Origin of the sequence: Phenylobacterium sp. (assembly GCF_035569475.1) — a bacterium.
In the GTDB taxonomy this organism is placed as follows: domain Bacteria; phylum Pseudomonadota; class Alphaproteobacteria; order Caulobacterales; family Caulobacteraceae; genus Phenylobacterium.
Window position 1 is genome coordinate 89,663 of the sequence record NZ_DATMNA010000020.1, and the last position, 23,204, is coordinate 112,866.

24 protein-coding genes and 1 other RNA gene are annotated in these 23,204 nt (G+C 69.7%); 21 read left to right on the top strand and 4 right to left on the bottom strand.

All coding sequences use genetic code 11. The annotated features are described in order from the left end of the window. Positions 1-76 precede the first annotated feature (76 nt). Positions 77-310 carry a DUF1289 domain-containing protein gene (locus tag VNW53_RS03180; RefSeq protein WP_325553590.1) on the bottom strand — a complete coding sequence of 78 codons (234 nt, stop codon included), beginning with the start codon at positions 308-310 and terminating at the stop codon, positions 77-79. Then, positions 307-735, bottom strand: coding sequence for a PaaI family thioesterase (locus tag VNW53_RS03185; RefSeq protein ID WP_325553591.1), 429 nt, complete (start codon positions 733-735; stop codon positions 307-309). The genes VNW53_RS03180 and VNW53_RS03185 overlap by 4 nt, the downstream gene beginning before the upstream one ends. Positions 736-911: 176 nt before the next feature. Between VNW53_RS03185 and VNW53_RS03190 the strand changes: the two genes are divergently transcribed. Together VNW53_RS03190 and VNW53_RS03195 are read left to right on the top strand one after the other, a co-directional pair. Next, positions 912-1,256 carry a hypothetical protein gene (locus VNW53_RS03190; protein WP_325553592.1) on the top strand — a complete coding sequence of 115 codons (345 nt, stop codon included), beginning with the start codon at positions 912-914 and terminating at the stop codon, positions 1,254-1,256. A gap of 183 nt (positions 1,257-1,439) precedes the next feature. After that, complete coding sequence (locus tag VNW53_RS03195) at positions 1,440-2,927, top strand: phospholipase D-like domain-containing protein (RefSeq protein ID WP_325553594.1); 1,488 nt, start codon at positions 1,440-1,442, stop codon at positions 2,925-2,927. Positions 2,928-2,957: 30 nt separating this feature from the next. Here the strand turns inward: VNW53_RS03195 and VNW53_RS03200 are convergent, their stop codons facing one another. Then, positions 2,958-3,692 carry an endonuclease/exonuclease/phosphatase family protein gene (locus VNW53_RS03200; protein WP_325553596.1) on the bottom strand — a complete coding sequence of 245 codons (735 nt, stop codon included), beginning with the start codon at positions 3,690-3,692 and terminating at the stop codon, positions 2,958-2,960. 197 nt (positions 3,693-3,889) lie between these two features. On the opposite strand from VNW53_RS03200, the gene VNW53_RS03205 reads away from it, so the two are divergent. The 18 genes from VNW53_RS03205 (at position 3,890) to murG (ending at position 21,499) form a co-directional block, all read left to right on the top strand. Beyond that, complete coding sequence (locus VNW53_RS03205; RefSeq protein WP_325553597.1) at positions 3,890-5,092, top strand: acyl-CoA dehydrogenase family protein; 1,203 nt, start codon at positions 3,890-3,892, stop codon at positions 5,090-5,092. Between the two features lie 262 nt (positions 5,093-5,354). Continuing rightward, positions 5,355-6,497 (top strand): acyl-CoA dehydrogenase family protein, encoded by a 1,143-nt coding sequence (locus tag VNW53_RS03210; protein WP_325553598.1) that lies wholly within the window; start codon positions 5,355-5,357, stop codon positions 6,495-6,497. A 145-nt stretch (positions 6,498-6,642) separates the two neighbouring features. Next, on the top strand, positions 6,643-7,059 hold the full coding sequence (locus VNW53_RS03215; RefSeq protein ID WP_325553599.1) for a hypothetical protein: 417 nt from the start codon (positions 6,643-6,645) through the stop codon (positions 7,057-7,059). 171 nt (positions 7,060-7,230) lie between these two features. After that, positions 7,231-7,512, top strand: a complete 282-nt coding sequence (locus tag VNW53_RS03220) for a GIY-YIG nuclease family protein (protein WP_325553601.1) — start codon at positions 7,231-7,233, stop codon at positions 7,510-7,512. 20 nt (positions 7,513-7,532) lie between these two features. Continuing rightward, positions 7,533-8,258: an N-acetylmuramoyl-L-alanine amidase gene (locus tag VNW53_RS03225; protein WP_325553602.1), complete on the top strand. Its 726-nt coding sequence runs from the start codon at positions 7,533-7,535 to the stop codon at positions 8,256-8,258. Beyond that, positions 8,258-8,872 (top strand): FMN-binding negative transcriptional regulator, encoded by a 615-nt coding sequence (locus VNW53_RS03230; RefSeq protein ID WP_325553603.1) that lies wholly within the window; start codon positions 8,258-8,260, stop codon positions 8,870-8,872. The genes VNW53_RS03225 and VNW53_RS03230 overlap by 1 nt, the downstream gene beginning before the upstream one ends. A gap of 113 nt (positions 8,873-8,985) precedes the next feature. Next, positions 8,986-9,294 (top strand): hypothetical protein, encoded by a 309-nt coding sequence (locus VNW53_RS03235; protein WP_325553604.1) that lies wholly within the window; start codon positions 8,986-8,988, stop codon positions 9,292-9,294. Between the two features lie 104 nt (positions 9,295-9,398). Beyond that, positions 9,399-9,789: RNase P RNA component class A (rnpB, locus tag VNW53_RS03240), an RNA gene on the top strand. A 418-nt stretch (positions 9,790-10,207) separates the two neighbouring features. Next, positions 10,208-10,675, top strand: a complete 468-nt coding sequence (locus VNW53_RS03245; protein ID WP_325553620.1) for a division/cell wall cluster transcriptional repressor MraZ — start codon at positions 10,208-10,210, stop codon at positions 10,673-10,675. Next, a complete protein-coding gene (gene rsmH / locus VNW53_RS03250) occupies positions 10,672-11,604 on the top strand; it encodes a 16S rRNA (cytosine(1402)-N(4))-methyltransferase RsmH (protein WP_325553605.1) in 933 nt (310 codons plus the stop codon). Before VNW53_RS03245 ends, rsmH begins: the two co-directional genes overlap by 4 nt. Beyond that, a complete protein-coding gene (gene ftsL, locus VNW53_RS03255; protein WP_325553606.1) occupies positions 11,601-12,029 on the top strand; it encodes a cell division protein FtsL in 429 nt (142 codons plus the stop codon). The genes rsmH and ftsL overlap by 4 nt, the downstream gene beginning before the upstream one ends. Next, positions 12,026-13,780: a penicillin-binding protein 2 gene (locus tag VNW53_RS03260; RefSeq protein ID WP_325553607.1), complete on the top strand. Its 1,755-nt coding sequence runs from the start codon at positions 12,026-12,028 to the stop codon at positions 13,778-13,780. Before ftsL ends, VNW53_RS03260 begins: the two co-directional genes overlap by 4 nt. 5 nt (positions 13,781-13,785) lie before the next feature. Then, on the top strand, positions 13,786-15,243 hold the full coding sequence (locus VNW53_RS03265; RefSeq protein ID WP_414693234.1) for a UDP-N-acetylmuramoyl-L-alanyl-D-glutamate--2,6-diaminopimelate ligase: 1,458 nt from the start codon (positions 13,786-13,788) through the stop codon (positions 15,241-15,243). After that, on the top strand, positions 15,236-16,633 hold the full coding sequence (locus VNW53_RS03270) for a UDP-N-acetylmuramoyl-tripeptide--D-alanyl-D-alanine ligase (protein WP_325553610.1): 1,398 nt from the start codon (positions 15,236-15,238) through the stop codon (positions 16,631-16,633). Before VNW53_RS03265 ends, VNW53_RS03270 begins: the two co-directional genes overlap by 8 nt. Continuing rightward, positions 16,633-17,748: a phospho-N-acetylmuramoyl-pentapeptide-transferase gene (mraY, locus tag VNW53_RS03275; RefSeq protein ID WP_325553612.1), complete on the top strand. Its 1,116-nt coding sequence runs from the start codon at positions 16,633-16,635 to the stop codon at positions 17,746-17,748. Before VNW53_RS03270 ends, mraY begins: the two co-directional genes overlap by 1 nt. Positions 17,749-17,766: 18 nt before the next feature. Then, the gene (gene murD, locus VNW53_RS03280) at positions 17,767-19,176 is read left to right on the top strand and encodes a UDP-N-acetylmuramoyl-L-alanine--D-glutamate ligase (protein ID WP_325553613.1); all 1,410 of its coding nucleotides are present in this window, start codon (positions 17,767-17,769) and stop codon (positions 19,174-19,176) included. Positions 19,177-19,210: 34 nt separating this feature from the next. Then, positions 19,211-20,392, top strand: coding sequence for a putative lipid II flippase FtsW (gene ftsW / locus VNW53_RS03285; RefSeq protein WP_325553615.1), 1,182 nt, complete (start codon positions 19,211-19,213; stop codon positions 20,390-20,392). A 12-nt stretch (positions 20,393-20,404) separates the two neighbouring features. Beyond that, entirely contained in the window at positions 20,405-21,499 is a 1,095-nt protein-coding gene (gene murG, locus VNW53_RS03290; RefSeq protein WP_325553616.1) for an undecaprenyldiphospho-muramoylpentapeptide beta-N-acetylglucosaminyltransferase, read from the top strand. Here murG and VNW53_RS03295 read toward each other — a convergent pair. Beyond that, entirely contained in the window at positions 21,496-22,479 is a 984-nt protein-coding gene (locus tag VNW53_RS03295; RefSeq protein ID WP_325553617.1) for an NF038122 family metalloprotease, read from the bottom strand. The genes murG and VNW53_RS03295 overlap by 4 nt on opposite strands. A 290-nt stretch (positions 22,480-22,769) precedes the next feature. Between VNW53_RS03295 and VNW53_RS03300 the strand changes: the two genes are divergently transcribed. Then, positions 22,770-23,204: Mur ligase domain-containing protein (locus VNW53_RS03300; RefSeq protein ID WP_325553621.1), on the top strand; the 435-nt coding region annotated here is incomplete at its 3' end.

The window sequence follows — 23,204 nt, forward strand, 5'->3', positions numbered from 1 at the left end:
GCCTCGATATCCCGGGGGCCGGGATGAGCGGGCGGAGATTAGGCGCGGGGGGTTTTGAAGGCGTGAACGGGCAGGCTTAACCGAACATGGCCAGCTTTTCCGGCCGGATGCGGCTGCGGCGGCCGGGCAGTTCGCCCATGATCCGGCCGCGGTCCTCGTCGCTCAGTGCGGCCCAGCCGGCGACCTCGGAGAGCTGGCGGTAGCAGCCCATGCAGAGTCCTGTCTCGCCGTCCACCACGCAGACCTTCACGCACGGGGTGGCGATGGCCCTGGGCGGGCCGCCGGGCGGGGGAGGCGCAGGCTGGCTCATTGCGGGATAGCGTAGGTGACCGTCGCCTGCGCCGCCAGCCGGTCGGGGCTCTCGGTCCACAGGCGCACGTCGCAGACGGCGTTGCGGCGGCCAAGGCGCAGCATCTCGGCGCTGGCGTGGAGGTCGCCCGGCGCGCAGCCGCGCAGGAAGTTCATGGTCAGCGACGAGGTCACCGCCATCAACTGGTCGCCGATGTGGGCCAGCACAAGGGCGTAGGCCGCGGTGTCGGACAGCGACATCAGGGTCGGGCCGGAGATCACCCCGCCCGGCCTGAGCAGGCCCTCGCGGTAGGGAGCCGTCACCTCGACCCGCCCCGGCGAGACCGCGGTCACGGTCGGGAAGGCGGCCGGCGTGGCGTCGGGGAAGGCCTTGCGCAGCAGGGCGTTGACGCCGGCGGCGTCCAGCACAGGGGTCGGCGGGGGCATGGGCCTTCATGCAAGCTGAACAGCATCTGGACAAGCAAATTATAGTCATAAGTAATTCTAGTGTATCGGTAACATGTGACGAACATTAAATACTGTTCATTGCCTCCAATTAATTTGAGATTTTCCCTCAAATAGATCAAATTGGCCTCGGGGACTGTTATGAGGGAGAAACAACGATGAGGTCGACCGCAGTTCTTCTCGCAGCCCTGAGCCTGGCTATCGCCGGTCAAGCCGGCGCCGCGACGGCTTCAGCGCACCTGACCGACGTCGACTACCTGAAGGCCAACCGCTGCCGCGGCCTGGCCGAGGGCTTCGGCGTCACCGACGCGAGTAGCCTCGACGCCCTGATCAAGACCGAGGGCCGCAGCCGCGTCGAGCCGGTCTACGAGAAGGGCCAGCAGGAACAGGTCCGCGGCAAGCGCGACGCCGCCAAGACCGACGGCAAGGACCGCTTCCAGGCCGAGCTCAACGGCTACTGCACCGCCTTCCTGGGCGGCAAGGACACCGCCTCGGCCCGCTAGCTCGCCCCGATATTGCCCCAACTCGGCTGAGTTCAGCCGGCGCGTCGCCTCCCCGGCCGGCGCGCTTTTTCTTGAGCCGCGCGGGTCCTTGAAGTCCCGCCGGCGGGAACCCTAACTTGACCGCGCGTCTTTGGCCCTGGAACAGAGGGCGGGGCGGTGGGCGAGCAAGGGATCCGTGACGACTTGAATTCCCCGTTGCTCAAGCCGGGCGAGACCTGCTGGCGCGTGGCGCGGGCGGACCGCGCGGCGTTCCTGGTGGACACCGAGGCCTATTTCACCGCGGCCTTCGACGCCCTGCAGAAGGCGCGACGTTCGGTGCTGCTGCTGGGCTGGGGGTTCGATCCGCGCACGCGGCTGTTCCCCGACGGCTACGACGGCCCCGACGACCCGGACGAGGTCGGCCGCATCCTGGTGGAACTGGCCCGGGCGCGGCCGGAGCTCGACGTGCGCCTGCTGATCTGGCGCTCGGCCTTCGCCATCGCCGCCCAGCAGGAGTTCTTCCCGCACCGGGCGCGGGCCTTCTTCAGGAACACCCCGGTGAAGTTCAGGCTCGACGACAGCGTGCCCTTCGGCGCCTGCCATCACCAGAAGGTGCTGGTGATCGACGACCGCGTGGCCTTCTGCGGCGGCGGCGACATCTCGGTGGACCGCTGGGACACCCCCGGCCACCGCGACGACGATCCGCGCCGGATCATGCCCGACCAGGAATGCCACGCCCCGCGCCACGAGGTGGTGATGGCCGTCGACGGGCCGGCGGCCAAGGCGCTGGGCGACCTGGTCCGCGCCCGCTGGGCCAACGCCACCGGCGAGGTCCTGCCGGAGCCCGAGGACGCCGGCGGCGATCCCTGGCCGGAGCACGTCCCGCCGGCCATGACCGGTGTCGAGGTCGCCATCGCCCGCACGGTCCCCAAGTGGAAGCGCCAGGCGGAGGTGGACGAGATCCGCCGGCTCAGCCTGGCCTCGATCGCCCAGGCCAGGGAGATCATCTATCTGGAGAACCAGTACTTCACCTCGCCGCTGATCACCGAGGCCCTGGCCGCGCGCCTGGCCGAGCCGGAGGGGCCGGAGGTGGTGCTGATCTCCACCGGCCACGCGCCCAGTTGGTTCGACCACCTGACCATGGACCGGGCGCGCGGCGCGATGATCTGGCGATTGCGCGCCGCGGACGTCTTCGGACGCTTCCGGGCCTTCTGGCCGGCGACCACGAACGGCGAGACGATCATCGTCCATTCCAAGACCAGCGTCTTCGACGACACCCTGGTGCGCGTGGGCTCGGCCAACCTCAACAACCGCTCCGGCGGCTTCGACACCGAGAGCGAGCTGGCGGTGCAGAGCCACGAGCCGGAGACGCGCGCGGCGATCGGCGCCTTCCGCGACCGGCTGGTGGGCCACTTCATGGGCGTGACCGGCGACGCCGTGGCCAAGGCGCGGGCCGACTACGGGGGCCTCGGGCCCGCCATCGACGCCCTGAACCGCGACGGGCGCCTGCGGCCCATCGAGCCGCCCAAGGTCTCGGCCTTCGGCGAGTTCGTCGCCAAGTACCACCTGGGCGACCCGCAGGATCCGAAGGATTCCTGGAATCCCGGCCGCCGCCGCGACCGGCTCTACGAGGCTGTGCGCCAGATGCAGGTGCTGGGTGGGCCGGCGGCGATTGAATCGCTGGATGACTAAAGCCTTCCCCGTCGAGGGGAAGGGAAGCAGCTAACTCACCACCTCGAAGTCCATCACCAGGGGCAGGTGGTCCGACGCCACGCGGGTCTTGGGCGAGAAGGGGGCGAAGACGTCGGTGACCCGGATCTCGGGGCTGACGAACAGGTGGTCGATCCGCAGCACGGGCAGGGGCGAGGGGAAGGTCGCGGTCGGCGTCTTCGTCTTGGCCAGGCTGCGGGCCGGCGACAGGCCCTGCAGGAAGGTGCGGTAGACCACCGAGGTGGCGGTGGCGTTGAAGTCGCCCAACAGGATCTTCGGGCCTTGGCATTGGGGATGCTGCAGCCAGGCGGGCCCGGCCAGGTGCGCGGCCTGGATCTGCTGCTCGCGCGGCACGAGGCCCAGGTGGGTGTTGATGACCTGCACCGGCGCGCCGTCGATCTCCACCTCGACCCACAGGGCGCCGCGGGGTTCGAGCTGGGGGATCGGGCCGTAGCCGGGCAGGGGACCCACCTTCACCACCCGCTCGGGGAAACAGGTCAGGATCGCGTCGCCGTACTGCTCCTCCTCGACGGTGAGCGCGGCGTTGAAGTGGCAAGCCATGTCGAGGCGCCGGGCGATCTCGTGGGCCTGGTCCACGTGGCCGGTGCGCGCGCGGCCCACGTCCAGCTCCTGCATCGCCACGATGTCCGGCTCCAGCGCCGCCAGCACGTCGGCGATGCGGCCCACGTCCAGCCGCCGGTCGTTCCCGACGCAGCGGTGGACGTTGTAGGTGACGATGCGGGGCATGGATCAGGCGTGCACGGCTTCTGCGACGGCGGCAAGGCTGGCGGAACGGCCGAAGCGGCAGGGAGGTTCGTCGTCCCCGTTTTGTATTACGTTGACGTAAGCGTCATCTTCCCAGGCCTGGGGCTTCTGGCCTATGGTCGCCGCCGAGCGGATACGCCGTAAATCGGCGGGTCCGGAGACGGCCCAGGGAGCGCGCCATGAACCTTGATTTCTCACCCGAAGAGAACGCTTTCCGCGCGGAAGTCCGGGCCTTTATCGCGCAAAACTATCCGGCAGAGCTGCGCGCCGCGCAGGACGCCGGCCGGCCCCTGACCAAGGAGGAGTACCTGTCCTGGCACAAGGTGCTGGCCAAGAAGGGCTGGGTCGCGCCGTCGTGGCCGGTGGAGTTCGGCGGCACGGGCTGGACGCCCACGCAGAAGTACATCTGGTCCGAGGAGCTGGCCCGCGCCGACGCCCTGCCGGTGCTGCCGTTCGGCGTCTCCATGCTGGCCCCGGTGGTCTACACCTTCGGGACAGAGGAGCAGAAGAAGCGGTTCCTGCCGGGCATCTACAACGGCGAGGTCTGGTGGTGCCAGGGCTACTCCGAGCCGGGCGCGGGCTCGGACCTGGCCAGCCTGAAGACCAAGGCCGAGAAGATCACCGCCGACGACGGCAAGGAGTACTACATCGTCAACGGCCAGAAGACCTGGACGACGCTCGGCCAGTTCGCCGACTGGGGCTTCTTCCTGGTCCGCACCGACCCCGACGCCAAGCCGCAGGCCGGCATCTCCTTCCTGCTGATCGACATGAAGAGCCCGGGGATTTCGGTCCGGCCGATCATCACCCTGGAGGGCGGCCACGAGGTCAACGACGTCTTCCTCGACAATGTGAAGGTGCCCGTCGAGAACCGCATCTTCCACGAGAACCAGGGCTGGACCTGCGCCAAGGCCCTGCTGGCGCATGAGCGCAGCGGCATCGCGGGTGTCGCGCGCTCCAAGCGCAACCTCGAAAAGCTGCGCGAGATCGCCGCGACCGAGCGGTCGGACGCCGGCGGCCCGCTGCTGGGCGACGCCTTTTTCCGCCGCAAGGTCGCCGAGCTGGAGATCGACCTGACGGCGCTGGAGTTCACCGAACTGCGCACGCTGGCCGGCGAGAGCAGCGGCAAGGGGCCGGGCCCGGAAAGCTCGATCCTGAAGATCAAGGGCACCGAGATCCAGCAGCGGCTGCAGGAGCTGGCCCTGGAGGCCGTGGGCCACTACGGGGCCCCGTTCCTGCGCGACCTCGGCCACAACGCCGGCGTCGGGCCGGACTACGCCGTGGGCCTGGCCGGCGAGATGTTCAACGGCCGCAAGACCTCGATCTACGGCGGCTCCAACGAGATCCAGCGCAACATCATCGCCAAGATGGTGCTGGGGCTCTGACGTTGACGCCAGAGAATTCCCCTGCTGCTCGCCGGCTCGTCGCGAAGGCCGCGCAAGCGGCGTCAGATACGAAAACCACCAAGAACACCAAGATCGCCAAGAGGCTGTGGCGGGTGGCGCCGCCGTGGTTCTCGGGACCTCTTGGTGTCCTTGGCGATCCTGGTGGTTAAATGAACAGCGCCTGCGGCGCGAGCTGAACTGATCGTTCAAATGCGATCCCTCCCCATGAACGGGAGGGCAATCCGACGGAGCCGACCGAGAGATGGACTTCAACTTCACCGATGAGCAGTCGATGCTGCGCGACACGGTCGCGAGCTATCTGGCGGATCACTATTCCTTCGATCAGCGCCGCGCGATGCTGGCCAAAGAGCCCCATTGGAGCCCCGCGATCTGGAAGGCCTTCGCCGAGGAGCTGGGCATCCTGGGGGCGCCGTTTTCCGAGGAACTGGGCGGCCTGGGCGGCGGGCCGGTCGAGAACCTGATCGTCATGCAGGAGATGGGCAAGGCGCTGGTGGTCGAGCCCTACCTGGGCACGGTGGTGATCGGCGGCGGGTTCCTGAAGCACTCCGGCTACGCCGGCGCCGAGGCCCTGATCGGCCGGATCATCGCCGGCGAGGCGATCTTCGCCTTCGCCTACGCCGAGCCGCAGGGCCGCTACAATCTCGCCGACCTGAAGACCACGGCGAAGAAGGAGGGCGGCGCCTGGGTGCTGAACGGCCAGAAGGCCGTGGTCATCGGCGCGCCCTACGCGACCCACCTGATCGTCACGGCCCGCACCGGCGGCGGCCAGCGCGACGCGCAGGGGGTCAGCGTCTTCATCGTGCCGAAGGGCGCGGCCGGGGTCACGACCCGCGACTATCCGACCGTCGACGGCTTCCGCGCCTCCGAGGTGATCCTGGAGAACGTGAAGGCGGGCGCCGACGCGCTGGTGGGCCCCGAAGGCCACGCCCTGCCGCTGATCGAGAAGGTGGTGGACGAGGCGATCGTGGCGACCTGCGCCGAGGCCTGCGGCGTGCTGACCCGGCTGCACGAGGGCACGCTCGAATATACCCGCCAGCGCAAGCAGTTCGGCCAGCCGATCTCGGCCTTCCAGGTGCTGCAGCACCGCATGGTCGACATGTTCATCCAGGTCGAGCAGTCGGTCTCGATGACCTACATGGCCACCGTCAAGCTGTCGGAGGATGACCAGCGGTCCAAGGCCGCCGCCGCGGCCAAGGTGCAGATCGGCAAGGCGTGCAAGTTCGTCGGCCAGAACGCCATCCAGCTTCACGGCGGCATGGGGATGACCGACGAGATGGCCATCGGCCACTACTTCAAGCGAGCCACCATGATCGAGAGCGCCTTCGGCTCCACCGACCACCACTTGGCCCGCTACGAGTTCCTGAGCCTCGGCCAGGCCGCTTAGACCCCCATCCGCTCATCCCCGCGAACGCGGGGACCCAGGTGTTTTTTGTGTTTCTGAGCCTGCGGCGACACAGGCGGTGTATGGCTGTCCGCTGAAACAGAAAAAGCCTGGATCCCCGCCCCCGCGGGGACGCGCGGAGATTTGAATGGCCTTTGTCAGCACCAAGAGTCGGATGGACAAGATCGGGGTGAAGGACGGCATGCGCGTCGCCGTCATGGGCGTGAAGGATCCGACGCTCAGCGCCGAGCTGGCCGGCCAGGGCGCGATCCCGGTGACCGAACTCGCCAACCTCGACCTCCTGTTCTACGCCGCCGACAGCGCCGAGGCCCTGGCCCACCTCGACGCTCTCGCCCCGATGCTGGCGGAGAAGGGCGCTCTGTGGGTCGTCTCCACCAAGGGCAAGGCCGCCACCGTCCAGCACGCCGACGTCATCGGGGCGGCGAAGGCCCACGGCCTGATCGACAACAAGGTCGTCGCCTTCTCCGACACCCAGACCTCTCTGCGCTTCACCCGCGCCAAGGTTGCGGCGCCGGCCGAAGTTGTTGCTGAGCCTGGCCTCTAATTTCACCCCGCTCATCCCGGCGAAGGCCGGGATCCAGATGGAATGGCTCGGAAGTGGGCTCGAAACGCTCAGAGGTCGACCAGCCCAAATCGACGCCTGGCGATCTGGATCCCGGCCTTCGCCGGGACGAGCGGGAATTGTATGGAGGTCCGGATTTAGTCGGGCCGGGCCGTGTTCTACACCTATATCGTCGCCAGTAAGCGGAATGGGACGCTCTACACGGGTTCGACGGAAAGCATCGTCAAACGCGCCTATGAGCATCGCGAGAAGCTCCGCACGGGCTTCACAGCCAAGTACGGCGTTTCGCTTCTGGTCTGGTTCGAAGCACACGATACGAGGGAAGGTGCGTTCCGCCGGGAACGCCAGATCAAGGAGTGGCGACGGGTCTGGAAGTTGCGTCTGATTGAAGAGAGCAACCCGACGTGGCGCGATCTCTATGAGGACCTGTTCTAATTCATGCCCCTGAGCCTCCCATGCCCCTGAGCCTTATCGAGGCGCCCAGCCCCAACTTCGACGCCCGCACGGCGCCGCCGGACATCCTGGTGCTGCACTACACCGGGATGAAGACCGGCCCGGAGGCCCTCGACCGCCTGCGCGACCCGGAGGCGAAGGTCAGCTCGCACTACATGGTCGAGGAGGACGGGCGCATCTTCCGCCTGGTGCCGGAGGAACGGCGCGCCTGGCACGCGGGCGCCTCCTACTGGAAGGGCGCGCGCAACATCAACGGCGTCTCGATTGGCGTGGAGATCGTCAATCCGGGCCACGAGTGGGGCTATCGCCCGTTCCCCGACGCCCAGATCGGCGCGGTGATCGATCTGGTCGGCGACATCCGCAGCCGCTGGACGATCGGCGACGACCGCATCGTCGGCCACTCCGATGTGGCCCCAGGCCGCAAGGACGATCCCGGGGAGCTGTTCCCCTGGAAGCGGATCGCGCAGGCCGGCCACGGCCTGTGGATCGACGCCCCGCCCGCGCCCGGCCTGCCGCTGGCCGAGGGCGAGGAGAGCGCGGCGGTCTTCGCCCTCCAGGCCGGCTTCACGCGACTGGGCTATGACCTGCCGCCGACCGGCCAGTTCGACGCTGCCACCAAGGCCGTGGTCACCGCCTTCCAGCAGCATTGGCGGCAGGACAAGGTAGACGGGATCGCCGATGGCGCGACGCGCGCCCAGCTCATCGCCCTCCTGCGGCTGGCCGGCTGATGCATCCCGCGACCATGTTCCGCGAGGGCGAGGTCGAGCCGCTGCTGGCCCATCTCGCCGCACATCCCTTCGTGACCCTGGCCGCCGCGCCGGAGGGACGGCTTTTCGTCGCCCATGCGCCGGTGGTGGTCCGGCGGCTGGAGGGCGGCGTGGCGCTGGACTTCCACCTGGCGCGCAGCAATGCGCTCGCGCCGGGCCTCGATCAGGGTTTCCGCGCCATCGCCGTCAGCCTGGCGGCGGACGCCTATGTCAGCCCCGACTGGTACGAGAGCGCCGAGCAGGTCCCGACCTGGAACTACGTCAGCGTCGAGGCGGAGGGGCCGGTGGCCGCGCTCGACGAGGCGGGCCTTCTGACCCTGCTGGACGACCTTTCGGCGCAGGAGGAGGCGCGGCTGGCGCCCAAGCCGCCCTGGACCAGGGCCAAGCTGACGGACCGCCGCTTCGAGGCGCTCAGCCGCGCCATCATCGGCGCCCGCCTGAGCATCGAGCGGCTGGAGGGCACGACCAAGCTCGGCCAGAACAAGGACGTGGCCGACCGGACCGGCGTCATCGCCGCGCTGGGCGACCATCCGATGGCGGCCCTGATGCGCGCCACAATTCCGCCCGGAGCCTGAACGGCGGGCGAAGCGCGATCTCAGAGGCCGTTCAACGGCTGAGGTCCAGTCTCACGACACTTGGCGCCGGTCCTCCGACGCGCAAGCGGCTTAGAGACAAAGGGAACCCCGTCATGAACTTCAAACGCACCGTCCTCGTCCTGACCATGGGCGTCGTCGGCTTCGGCGCCCTGGCCGCCACGGCCGACGCCCAGCCCCTGCAACCGGCCAAGCGCGAGGTCCTGGCCCGCGTCCACAACCAGAAGCAGGAAATCCGCGCCGAACAGCGCGCCGGCAAGATCGGCCCGATGAAGGCCCATCGCCTTCTGGCCGCCGACCGCCGCATCGCCCGCGAAGCGCGCGCGCCGGGCCACCTGACCCGCGTCGAGGCCAAGCGGCTGAACCACCAGGAGAACCGCATCCACCGCCACCTCAAGAGCTGATGCGCTCCCGCGGTGTCATCCCGGAAAGCTCCGGCGAGACCGGGATGACACTGGCGTGGGAAAACTTGACCCATGGCCGCCCGTCCCTCAGGTTCCGCCCCGGACCAGACGGCCGGGCGATCGCGGCTCCCGCAAGGGGGTCGAGGAAAGTCCGGGCTCCACCACGACATGGCGGCGGGTAACGCCCGCCGGGGGCGACCCCAGGGATAGCGCCACAGAAAGCAAACCGCCCTTCATTCGAGGGGTAAGGGTGAAAGGGTGGGGTAAGAGCCCACCGCGTGCCTGGTGACAGGGACGGCATGGCAAGCCCCGCCAGGAGCAAGACCGAATAGGGACCGTGCGCCCTCCGCAAGGAGGGCAGGGCTGTCGTAGGCCTGGGCGGTCCGGGTAGGTCGCGAGAACCGTCCCGCAAGGGGCGGTCCAGAGGAATGATCGTCGCGTCCCGGGCTTCGGCCCGGGGCGGCACAGAACCCGGCTTACAGGCCGTCTGGTCCATCTTGCGCCGCAGGCGCGTCTTTCAACCACCAAGAGCACCAAGAGCGCCAAGAGGTCGTGGCCGAGTCCCTGGCGTCGCAGCGTCCCGGGCCGCCTTGGTGTTCCTGGTGGTTTGCATAGGCGCCGGCGCGCCGTTCGAATTGGGACGGAATGACTCCGTCCACAGGCCTACAGCCCAGTTCGTTAACGGTTGTGGCGAAAGTTCGCGGTATGTTCTGTGGATAACAATATCGGATTAACCATACTTGGCTGTGAAGCCTTGGTTTCTCTAGCAAATAGTCAATTGGAGTCATTTACTCCCAATTCATCCCATGATACCCCATTCGTACTTCGCTAACCAAACCGCGCAGTTGGGGCGGCGGCCGGGTGAGCGAGGCAGAGGGCGGCTGGTGGGGCCGCTTAGTGTTGGGGCGTGGCGGTGTTTCTCTCGACCTTCGAGAAACAACTGGATGGAAAGCGGCGCATCGTCGTGCCGCAGGATTTCCGCGCCCAGACCGCGGGGCCGTTCGACGGCGTCTTCTGCTTCCCCTCCATCGAGGCCGACTGCATCGAAGGCGGCGGCAAGCCCCTGTTCGACCGCTACGTGGGCGTGATCGAGGAGCTGGAGTTCGGCGACCCGATCCGCAGCGCGCTGGAGGTCTCGGTGCTGGGCGGCATGGCCCAGCTCTCCTATGACACCGCGGGGCGCATCACCCTGCCGGAGGTGCTCTGCGACCAGTTCGGCCTGACCGACTGGGTGGTGGTCGTGGGCCTCGGCGATCGTTTCCAGATCTGGAGCCGCGAGGCGTTCCAGGCCCACCGCGCCGCCCAGCGGGACGTGGCCCGCGAGGGCCTCGCCACGATGCGCGCCCAGCAGCGCGCTGCGAAGCTGAGTGCGGCCCTATGACCGCACCGCACATTCCCGTCCTGCTGAACGAGGTCGTGGACGCGATGCAGCCCGCGGCGGGCAAGACCCTGGTGGACGGGACCTTCGGCGCCGGCGGCTACAGTCGCGCCCTGCTGGCGCGCGGCCCCTCGATCATCGCCTTCGACCGCGACCCCAGCGCCCGGCGCTTCGCCGAGGGCCTGCCCGCCGACCGCTTCCGCCTGGTCGAGGGCCGTTTCTCCGAGCTCGACGCCGAGACGGGCGAAGGCGCGGTGGACGGCGTGGTGCTGGACATCGGCGTCTCGTCCATGCAGCTCGACGAGGCCGAGCGCGGCTTTTCGTTCATGCGCGACGGGCCGCTGGACATGCGCATGGCCGCCGACGGTCCCACCGCCGCCGATCTGGTCAACGAGGCCGAGCCCGCCGAGATCGCCCGCATCCTCTATGTCTACGGCGAGGAGCGCGAGAGCCGCCGCATCGCGCGCGCCATCGCCCGGCGGCGCGAGGAGCAGCCCTTCAGTCGCACCCTCGAACTGGCGGAGTTCATCGAGAAGACCCTGGGCGGCCGCAGGGGCGCCAAGGTGCATCCGGCCACGCGCTCGTTCCAGGCGATCCGCATCGCCGTCAACGAGGAGCTGGCGGAGCTGGAGGCGGGCCTGGCGGCGGCCGAGCGGGCGCTGAAGACGGACGGGCGGCTCTGCGTCGTCACGTTCCATTCGCTCGAGGACAGAATCGTGAAGACCTTCATGGCGGTGCGGGCGGGCAAGACCCCGGGTGGATCGCGCCATGCGCCGCCGGCTCATGCCGCCGCGGCGCCGAGCTTCCGGCTGCTGTTCAACGGCGCGCAAGGGCCGTCGGAGGCCGAGCTGGCGGCGAACCCCCGGGCCCGATCCGCGAAACTGCGGGCGGCGGTGCGCACGGACGCGCCGGTGTGGAGGGCGGCGGCATGAATTGGCTCAATCGCCGGGTGCGCGGGTTCCGGCTGGTGGACCTGGTGGCGCTGGGCCTGCTGGTGATGCTGATCCTGGGCGTCTATCTGGCCAAGACCGTGGCCGGGGGCGAGCGCGCCAAGATCGCCGCGGTCGAGCGGCAGATCGTCGCCGAGAAGGCCCGCATCCGCCTGCTGCAGGCCGAGGTCAGCCACCTGGAGCAGCCGGCGCGCATCGAGCGCCTGTCAGAGACCTATCTGGGCCTCGCGCCGGTCAGCGAGAAGCGCGTCGCCGATTTCAACCAGCTTCCCGAACTGGCCCGCAAGCCCTTGGCCTTGCCCGCCAAGGCGGTGGAGGCCACGCCCGACCCGCTGGCCATCGCCCCGTCGCAGCCCGCCGCGCCGCTGGCCGCGCCGACCCAGGTCGCCGAGGTCACGCCGCGATGAGCCTGGGCCAGATCTCCTTCGGACCCTCCTGGTTCTCCCGGCGCGTCTCGGGCCTGGTCTGGCGGCTGGAGCACGCCTTCGAGCGGGCGCGCGCTTCCGGCCGGGCGGAGGACGACACCCGCATCCGCATCTTCTTCGTGCTCGCCCTGTTCAGCGCGGGCTTCCTGATCCTGGCGCTCGGCGCCACCCACGCGGCCCTGTTCTCCCGGGCCGGGGACACCGACACCTACGCCCCGCCGCAGGGCGCGGCGCGCGCCGACCTGGTGGACCGCAACGGCCAGATGCTGGCCGCGGACCTGCTGCACTACGGCCTCTACATCGACCCGCGCGAGATCTGGGACACCGGCGAGACCCGCCGGGCGCTCACCGCCAACCTGCCGGACCTGACGCCCGAGCGGCTCGAGCGGGCGCTGCGCGCCGGCCGCCGCACCTTCGTGATCGGCGGCCTGACGCCGGAGGTCCGCGCCCAGATCCACGACATGGGCCTGCCCGGCGTCAGCTTCGAGCCCGAGGAGAAGCGGGTCTATCCGCTGGGCTACACCGCCGCCCATCTGGTGGGTTTCGCAGACACGGGCGGCGAGGGCCTGGCCGGCGCCGAGGCCGCGCTGAACGACGACATCCGCACGGCCGCGGCCAGCCACGGCGCGGTGCCCCTCTCCATCGATCTGCGTATCCAGGCCGCGCTGGAGGACGAGCTCTACAAGGCCACCGCCCAGTTCCACCCCAAGGGCGCGGCTGGCGTGGTGATCAACGTCCACACCGGCGAGATCCTGGGCCTCGCCAGCTATCCCACCTTCGACCCCAACAAGCCGGGCGCCGCCAGCCTCGACGCACGCCTCAACCGCGCGGCGGGCGCGATCTATGAGATGGGCTCGACCTTCAAGGGCTTCACCGTCGCCACCGGCCTCGACACCGGGGTCGCCACGCCGTCATCGACCTTCGACGCCACCCACCCGTTCCAGCTCGGCTACCGGACGATCCACGACTATCACGCGACCCACGCCGTGCTCACACTGGTGGAGGTGTTCCAGCATTCCTCAAACATCGGCACCGCGCGGCTGGGCGAGGCGATCGGGCCCGAGCGGCTGCACGCCTACTTCGACCGCTTCGGCCTGACCCAGACGGCCAAGACAGAACTGATCGAAAGCGCCCGGCCGCTGACCCCCAGGGTGTGGAACGACGACGCCATCGCCTCGACCTCCTTCGGCCACGGGATCAACGTCACCCCGCTGGCGGTGGCGCGCGCCTATTCGGGCCTGATGAACGGTGGCGAGCTGCTGCCGCTGACCATCAGGAAGTTGCCGGCGGGAACCGTGGTGCACGGTCCGCGGATGATTCAGGAAAGCACCGCGCTGACGCTGCTGCAGATCATGCGCTCGAACGTCTCCTGCACCTGCGGCTCCGGGAAGTCGGCCAACATTCCGGGCCTGAATGTCGGTGGGAAAACCGGCACCGGCGACAAGTGGGACGCCGCGGCGCGGCGCTATTCCACCACCAAGCAGGTCTCGTCCTTCGCCGCGGTCTTCCCCACCGACGGAGCGCTGAACGCGCCGCGCTATTTCGTGCTGGTCCTTCTCGACGAGCCGCAGCGTGACAAGACGGGGGCCGACCCCACCGGCGGCATCGCTGCGGCGCCTGCCGCCGGCCGCATCATCGAGCGGATCGCGCCGTTCCTGGGCGTCCAGAAGCGAGCCGAGACCAATCCCTTCACCCCGGCCGATCCCAACGCCTCCGCGGCAGAGGAGCATTGACGCGCATGCGCCTCTCCGACCTCGTCAAACGCGACCTCTCCTTCGATCCGCAGATCGAGGGCGTCACCGCCGACAGCCGCAAGGTGAAGCCCGGCTGGCTGTTCGCGGCCCTGCCGGGCGCCAAGGTCGACGGCCGCAGCTTCGCCCCGCGCGCGGTGGAGCAGGGCGCCGTGGCGGTCCTGGCCGGCCGCGAGATCGAGGGCCTGCCGGCGCCGACCGTGATCGCGTCGGACCCCCGCCGCGTCTATGCGCTGGCCGCCGCCGCCTTCTGGGGCCAGCAGCCGGCCACCTGCGTGGCGGTCACCGGCACCAACGGCAAGACCTCGGTGGCGGGCTTCTGCCGCCAGATGTTCGCTCACGCCGGCTTCAAGGCCGCCAGCATGGGCACCCTGGGCGTGCGGGTCAGCGCCCCCGGCTCCCCTGACCAGCAGGTCACTCCGCCGGGCCTCACCACGCCGGACGCCTCCGACGTCGCCGAACTCCTGGCCCGCGTCGCCCAGATGGGCGTCACGCACCTGGCGCTGGAAGCCTCGTCGCATGGCATCGATCAACGCCGCCTGGACGGTGTGAAGCTGAGCGCCGCCGGCTTCCTGAATCTCACCCAGGACCATCTGGACTACCACGGCACCATGGGGGTCTATCGCGCCGCCAAGCTGCGCCTGTTCGAGACCCTGCTGAGCCGCGGCAAGACCGCGGTGCTGAACGCCGACAGCGACGCCTATCCGGCCTTCGCCGCGACAGCGGTCAGCGCTGGCCAGACCCTGATGAGCGTCGGCGAAGCCGGCCAGGGCCTGAAGCTGATCGGGCGCGCCCTGCTGGCGGACGGCCAGGCGCTGAAGATCGCCTATGGCGGCAGGACCTATGACCTGCGCCTGCCGTTGGCGGGCGCCTTCCAGGCCTCCAACGCCCTGGTGGCCGCGGGCCTGTGCATCGCCGCGGGCCTTACGATCGAGCAGGCGCTGGCCGGCCTTGAGAACATCGAAGGCGCGCCCGGCCGCCTGCAGCGGGTCGGCCAGGGGCCGCGCGGCGGCGAGGCCTATGTGGACTACGCCCACACGCCGGACGGGCTGGAGACGGTGCTGAAGGCCCTGCGCCCCCACGTGCGGGGCAAGCTGATCGTGGTGTTCGGCGCCGGGGGCGACCGCGACCGCACCAAGCGCCCGCTGATGGGCCGCATCGCCGCCGAGCTGGCCGACCTGGCCATCGTCACCGACGACAATCCGCGCAGCGAGAATCCCGCCGCCATCCGCGCCGAGATCCTGACCGGGGCGAGAGGCGCGAAGGAAATCGGCGATCGGCGTGAGGCGATCCGGGCCGCTGCCGGGTTGCTATCCGAGGGCGACATCCTGGTGGTCGCCGGCAAGGGACACGAGCAGGGGCAGACCGTGGGCGACGTAGTCCATCCCTTCGACGACGTGGCCGAAACCGCCCAGGCTTTGGGGGGAGACGCCCTCGATGGCTGAGCCGCTCTGGACCTCGGCGGAGATCGAGGCGGCCACGGGCGGCAAGCTCAGCGGCGAGGCCTTCGTCGCCACCGGCGTCTCCATCGACACCCGCACCCTGGAGCCCGGCGACCTGTTCGTGGCCCTGGGCGGCGTCCGTGACGGCCATGAGTTCGTAGATCAAGCTAGGGACAAGGGCGCGGCCGGCGCGCTGGCGTCCCGGCCGGTGCTGGGATCGGCGGTGATGGTCGACGACACGCTGAAGGGATTGGAGCGTCTGGGGGAAGCGGCTCGCGAGCGCACGCCCGCGGCCAGGCGCGGGGCCGTGACCGGCTCTGTGGGCAAGACCAGCGTCACCCAGGCGATCATGGCGGGCCTGACCCTGGCCGGCCGGGCGCACTCGTCGGTGAAGTCCTACAACAACCACATCGGCGTGCCGCTGACCCTGGCGCGCATGCCCCGCGACACCGAGCGCGCGGTGTTCGAGATCGGCATGAACCACGCTGAGGAGATCCGCCCGCTGACCCGCATGGTCCGCCCGCACGCCGCGGTGGTCACCACCGTAGGGCCGGTGCACACCGAGAACTTCCCCGACGGCGAGGCCGGCGTGGCCCGGGCCAAGGCCGAGGTCTTCGAGGGCCTGCAGAAGGGCGGCGTCGCGGTGCTCAACGCCGACGACCGCTGGTTCGATCTGCTCAGGGCCGAGGCCGAGGCGGCGGGCGCGCGGGTGCGCACCTTCGGCCGGGCCGGCGGCTGCGATGCGCGGCTGATCGACTTCCAGGGCGCGGGTAGTCACGCGGTGGTGCAGGCGCGTTTCCACGGCAAGGGCCTGGATTTCCCGATCCTGCAGACCGGCATGCACTGGGGCCTCAATTCCATGGCCGTGCTGCTGATGCTGGAAGCGCTGGACGTCGACCTGGGCGACAGCCTGGCCGCGCTCGGCTCGTTCGAGCCGCTGGCGGGCCGCGGCGCCGAGACGGCGGTGCGCCTGGCCGGCGGCGCCTTCACCCTGATCGACGAGAGCTACAACGCCAACCCGATCTCCATGGCCTCGGCGATCGCCACCCTCGGCGCCCGCAAGACGTCGGGCCGCAAGGTCGTGGCGCTGACCGACATGCTGGAATTGGGCGCGGAAGCGCCGGGCTATCATGCGGCCCTGGCCGAGCCCCTGGCCGACGCCAAGGTCGACCTGGTGTTTGCCGCTGGCCCCCTGATGAAATCCCTCTGGGACGCCCTTCCGCCGACTCGGCGCGGCGGCTACGCCGAGAAGGCGGCCGACCTGGCCGCTGAAGTCGCCCGGGCCGCAGAGCCTGGCGATGTGGTGATGGTGAAGGGCTCGAACGGGTCGAAGGCCGGGCTGATCGCCCAGGCCTTGGCGCGCCTCGACGTCCGGCCAGGGGAGGCCGGCTGATGTTCTATTGGCTCTACGAGCACTTCTCCAACGGCGGCCACGGCCACGTCTCGATCCTGAACCTCGTCAGGTACCTGACCTTCCGCACCGCCATGTCGATCTTCACGGCCCAGATCATCGTGGTCGCCATGGGCTCGCGCTTCATCCGCTGGATGCAGGCCAAGCAGGGCAAGGGCCAGCCGATCCGCGCCGAGGGTATCCAGCGCCACATCACCGAGAAGGCCGGCACCCCGACCATGGGCGGGGTGATGATCCTGGCCGGGCTGATCATCGGCACGCTGCTGTGGGCGGACCTTTCCAACGTCTACATCTGGGCCGTGCTGCTGGTCACCGCCGGCTACGGCCTTCTGGGCTTCCTTGACGACTATTCCAAGGTCACCAAACAGACCACCGACGGCATCTCCGGCAAGACGCGCCTGCTGCTCGAGGCGCTGATCGCCATGGCGGCGATCAGCCTGATCATCCTCTTCGCCGCCAAGCCGCCGGAAGACCCGTCGCTGCTGACCTCGGTGACCTTCCCGGTCTTCAAGGGCGCGGTGCTGAACCTCTCCTGGTTCTACCTGCTGTTCGGGGCCTTCGTGATCGTCGGCGGCGCCAATGCCGTGAACTTCACCGACGGCCTCGACGGCCTGGCCACGGTGCCGGCGATGATCGCGGCGGCGGCCTACGGCCTGATCGCCTACCTGGTCGGCAACTTCGTCTTCGCCAACTACCTGCAGCTCCACTTCGTGCCCGGGGTCGGCGAGATCGCCATCTACTGCGGGGCGATGATCGGCGCCGGCCTGGGGTTCCTCTGGTACAACGCCCCGCCGGCCCGGATCTTCATGGGCGACACCGGCGCGCTGGCCCTGGGCGGCGGCATCGGGGCGGTGGCCGTCGCGACCCGCCAGGAGATCGTGCTGGGCGTCATCGGCGGCCTGTTCGTGGCCGAGACGCTGTCGGTGGTCATCCAGGTGGCCTGGTTCAAGCGGACCGGCCGGCGGATCTTCCTGATGGCTCCGATCCACCATCACTTCGAGAAGCTCGGTTGGTCGGAATCGACCGTCGTGATCCGCTTCTGGATCGTCTCGATCATGCTGGCCCTCCTGGGGCTGGCCACGCTCAAGCTGCGGTAGGGAGGGACAGCGCCAGCCATGATCCCGGTCCGCGGCTTCGAGGGGAAGACGGTCGCCGTGTTCGGCCTGGCCCGCACGGGCCTCGCGGCGGCGCGCGCCCTGATCGCCGGCGGCGCCGAGGTGGCGCTGTGGGACGAGAACGCCGAGCGCCGCGCGGCCGCCGAGGCCGAGGGCCTGCCGCTGGTCGACCTGGCCGCCGCCGACTGGAGCCGGTTCGCCGCCCTGATGCTTTCGCCCGGCGTGCCGCTGACCCATCCGGCGCCGCACTGGACGGTTGAGAAGGCCCACGCCGCCGGCGTCGAGATCGTCGGCGACATCGAACTCTTCGCGCGCACCGTGAACGCCGCGCCGGAGCACAGGAAGCCGAAGATCGTCGCCATCACCGGCACCAACGGCAAGTCGACCACCACCGCCCTGATCGGCCACGTCTGCGCCCAGGCCGGCCGCGACGTGCGCATCGGCGGCAACATCGGGATCGGCGTCCTGGACCTCGAGGATATGCACGGCGGGGCCGTCTACGTGCTGGAGATGAGCTCCTATCAGCTCGACCTGACCTCCAGCCTGCACGCCGACGTCACGGTGATCCTGAACCTCTCGCCGGACCACCTGGAGCGGCACGGCTCGATGGAGGGCTACGTCGCCGCCAAGCGGCGCATCCTCGCCAACCAGGGCAAGGGCGACACCGCCGTGATCGGCGTCGACGATCCCTGGGGCCAGCAGATCTGCACCGAGATCACCGCCGCCAACCGCCGCACCATCGTGCCGATTTCGGCCAACAAGGCCATGGGCCGGGGCGTCTATGTGCTGAACGGCCTGCTCTATGACGCCACCGGCGAGCGGGCCCAGGAAGTGGCCGACCTCAACCGCGCCCGTTCGCTGCCCGGCCGGCACAACTGGCAGAACGCCGCGGCCGCCTACGCCGCCGCCAAGGGCCTGGGCATCGCGCCCGACGAGGCGGCCGAGCACCTGCTGACCTTCCCGGGCCTGGCGCACCGCATGGAGACGGTGGCGACGCTCGGCCGCGTGCGCTTCGTCAACGACTCGAAGGCCACCAACGCCGACGCCGCGCGCCAGGCGCTGTCCAGCTATCCCAGGTCCTACTGGATCGCCGGCGGGCGGGCGAAGACCGACGGGATCGAGGCGCTGGAAGACCTCTTCCCGCGCGTCGCCAAGGCCTATCTGATCGGCGAGGCGGCGCCCGCCTTCGCCAAGACGCTCAAGGGCAAGGCCCCGGCCGTCGAGTGCGGGACCCTGGACGTGGCGGTGGCCCAGGCCTACGCCGACGCCGCGGCCGGCGGCCAGGACGCGGTGGTGCTGCTGTCGCCCGCCTGCGCCTCCTTCGACCAGTACGCCGACTTCGAAGAACGTGGCGAAGCCTTCCGGTCCGCCGTCCAGCGCCTCGCCCATGCGGCGAAAGGCGCCGCGTGACGGCGTTCCGACTCAAGCTAGCGTCGCCCTCTGCATGACCGCCGCGACGCCTCAGGCGACCCACGCCTTCGCCCGCTCCGACCGCAGCGCCATCGGCGTCTGGTGGTGGACGGTGGACCGCTGGATGCTGGGCGTGGTGGCGCTGCTGATCGCCGTGGGCGTGGTCATCGCCTTCGCCGCCAGCCCGGCCGCCGCGGCGCGCATGAACATCGGCGATCCGTTCCACTTCGCGGTGCGCCAGTGCGTCTTCGCCGCCGCCGCCGCGGTGATCCTGGTGGTCACATCGATGTTCGACGTCCGCACGGTCAAGCGGAGCGCCTTCTTCATCTGGCTGATCGCCATCGCGATCATGGTCGCCTTGCCGTTCCTGGGTCACAACGCCAAGGGCGCGACGCGCTGGGTGGAGCTCGGCGGCTTCTCCCTGCAGCCCTCGGAATTCATGAAGCCGGCCCTGATCGTCCTGGTCGCCTGGATGTTCTCGGAAGGCCAGAAGGGGCAGGGCGTGCCCGGCGTCTCCATCGCCTTCGGCCTCTACCTGATCCCGGTCGCGCTGCTGCTGATGCAGCCGGACGTGGGCCAGACGGTGCTGATCACTGCGACCTTCGGGGCCGTCTTCTGGATGGCCGGGGTGCCATTGTCCTGGGTGATGGGACTGGGCGTCGTCGCCGTGGCGGGGCTCGGCTCGACCTATTTCCTGCTGCCGCACGTGGCGTCCCGCGTGGACAAGTTCCTGCAGCCCGACAAGGCCGACACCCACCAGGTGGACGCCGCGCGCGTCGCCCAGGCGGCCGGCGGCCTGTTCGGCCGCGGCCCCGGCGAGGGCGTGCTGAAGCGCTCGATCCCCGACGCCCACACCGACTTCGCCCTGTCCGTCGGGGCCGAGGAGTTCGGCCTGGTGTTCCTGGTGCTGGTGGTGACGCTCTTCACGATCATCGTGGTGCGGGGCCTCTACCGGGCGATGAAGCTCAGCGACCCCTTCGAACAGGTGGCCGCCGCCGGCCTCTTCGTGCTGGTGGGCTTGCAGGCGATCATCAACGTCGCGGTCAACCTCGACATGATCCCGACCAAGGGCATGACCCTGCCGTTCATCAGCTACGGCGGCTCCTCGATGCTCGCCATGGGGCTGACGCTGGGCCTGGCTCTGGCGCTGACCCGGCGCAGGCCCGGCGCCTATGCGGTCGGGGAAGGCCTCGCCAAGGCCGGCTCGTTCGCCTAAGCGCAAGCGATCATGCGCAAAATCGCGGTTCTCGCCGCCGGGGGCACCGGCGGGCATCTGTTCCCCGCCCAGGCGCTGGCCGAGGCGCTGATCGCGCGCGGCTGGTCGATCGTGCTGGCGGCGGACGAGCGGGTGGCGGGCCTGTCGCAGGACTTCCCGGCCGAGCGCCGCATCGGCCTGTCGGCGGCCACCTACCGGCGCGGCAATCCGCTCAGCGTGGCGACTGCGGGCCTGGCGGTGCTGCGCGGGGCGAGCCAGGCGCGCGCCCTCTACCGCGAGATCGGCCCGCGGATCGTGGTGGGTTTCGGCGGCTACCCGTCGGCCCCGGCCCTGGTGGGCGCGATCTTCGACAGGCGCCGCACGGTGATCCATGAGCAGAACGCGGTGATGGGCCGGGCCAACCGCATGCTGGCTGCCCGCGTGACCCGCGTCGCCTGTGCTTTCCCGACCCTGCTGAAGGCGCCGCCCCAGGTGGCGGAGAAAGCGACCGTGGTGGGCAATCCCGTGCGTCCGGCGATCCGGGCCCTGGCCGACCTGCCCTATACGCCGCCCGTCGCGGACGGCCCGATCCGTATCCTGGTCACCGGCGGCAGCCAGGGCGCGCGGCTGCTGTCGGAACTGGTGCCTGAGGCGATCGCCGCCCTGCCGGACGGCCTGCGCCAGCGGTTGGTGGTCCAGCAGCAGACCCGCCCGGAATCCATGGAGGCGGCGCGCCGCACCTACCGCAACGCCGTAGTCGACGCCGAGATCGCCCCCTTCTTCCGCGACCTCGCCGGGCGGCTGGGCGCAGCGCACCTGGTGATCGGCCGCTCGGGCGCGGGCAGCGTCTGCGAGTTCGCGGTCGCCGGGAAGCCTTCGATCCTGGTGCCGCTGGCCGTCGCGCTGGACGACGACCAGGGCCAGAACGCCAAGCTGTTGGCCGACGTGGGCGGCGCCGAGGTGGCCCGCGAAAGCCAACTCACCGTCGAGAGCCTGTCCGGCGCGCTGGAGAAGCTGCTCAGCAACCCGGCGCGGCTGGCGCGCATGGCCGCGGCCGCCCGCAGCGTGGCGATCCCCGACGCCGCGGAGCGCCTGGCCGACGTGGTCGAAGAGACCGCCGGGATCTAGACGGCGACCAGGGCCCGGCGCCGGCGCAAGGCCGCGCCCATCAGGCCGAGGCCGGTGATCATCAGCGCCCAGGCGGAGGGTTCCGGAACCCCGATGTTGTAGCCGATCGCCTGCAGGGCGAGCACCTCAGGCGAGGTCAGGTCGAGGCCGATCTGCGGCTTGCCCGGGCACCCCTGCCAGTCCTGCACGAACTGGGGACCGCCGCAGTTCGTGACCCAGTCGGCGTAGTCGCCGTTCGGGCCCTGGTTGAAGCCGCGAATGTTGGTGACGCCCCCGTCGTAGGAGAAATAGGACGTCGCGTTCGGGTCGGTGGTGAAGCTCGCGGTGTGGGCGCCCGAATAGCGATAGAGATCCTCTGCCCCCATGTAGAGCGGACCGAAGGGCTGGTTGACCAGGCTGCCCGGGCCGCCGACGCCGAGCACCTCGTCGATCTCGTGCTGGATCACCGGATTGGCGGGATAGAGGCTCGGATCCACCGTGTCGGTGAAGTTCATGATGCTGGCGTTGAGCGTGATGACGCCGTCGAAGGTGCCGTCGACCGCGCCGGGCGCGCCGCTGTAGCCTAGAGCCCTGAAATCCGCGCTCGTCGCCGCGATGTCGGGCTTCACATTGCCAAACGGCAGGTTGGCGACCGCCGTCTGCAGGACGGTGTTCTGGGGGTTGGCCAATGCGTCGAGGGCCAGCGCGCCCGTGTAGTTTGCGTAAGTGTCGCCATAGAGGCTGGTGGTGCTGCCGCCCAGGCCGCCGCCGAGCTTGAACTTGATGGCGACCGTCACCGGGTTGGTGAAGGTGTTGTCGTAGAACTGCATCGCCGAATTGATGGCGGCCTCGATCTGGGCGGCGTTGGCCGCGCCGGTGACCGTGCTGTCGAAGGTGCCGACGATCGTCAGGGCGTGGCCCTGCGACGCCGCGGCCAGGGCGACAGCCCCCGCCAACCCGCCCAGCAGACGGCGCTTCATCGATCCGGAATGCCTAGCCATGACGTTTTCCCCCGCTCACCCCGGCCGGTGGCGAACCACCCCCGTCGGCCAAGATGGCCGATTTTTGCAGGCGACGGCTAAGGATCGCGCCAACGATTCAAAGGCTTGCCGCCCACCACCGCCGATAACTCCACTCGCCTGTAACGATTTGTCAATCAAGTAACCCTGAGAGGCGAATTCTTCGCCTGGACGGGGCATGCGCAGCCACAATAGCGGGCAGGCGATGCGGCCGCGGCCGGCGGAGGGCGCCGCAGGCGGGAGTTTCGCGTCCAGCGCGATTGCGCTAGCACCTGCCCATGACCCGCCGCCCCGTGCCCTTCGATATCGGCCCCGTTCACTTTATCGGCATCGGCGGCATCGGCATGAGCGGCATCGCCGAGATCATGCTGCGCATCGGCTATGCCGTGCAGGGGTCCGACGCCAAGGCGAGCGCCAACACCGAGCGGCTGGAGAAGCTGGGGGCCAAGGTGTTCATCGGCCATGACGCGAGCCACGTGGAGGGCGCCTCGGCCATCGTCTATTCCACGGCGGTCAAGCCGGACAATGCGGAGATGGCCGCCGCGCGCGAACGGCGCCTGCCCCTGGTGCGCCGCGCCGAGATGCTGGCCGAGCTGATGAGGTTGCAGTTCTCGGTGGCCGTGGGCGGCACGCACGGCAAGACCACCACCACTTCGATGGTCGCCGCCATCCTCGACGCGGCCGGCTTTGATCCCACCGTGGTCAAC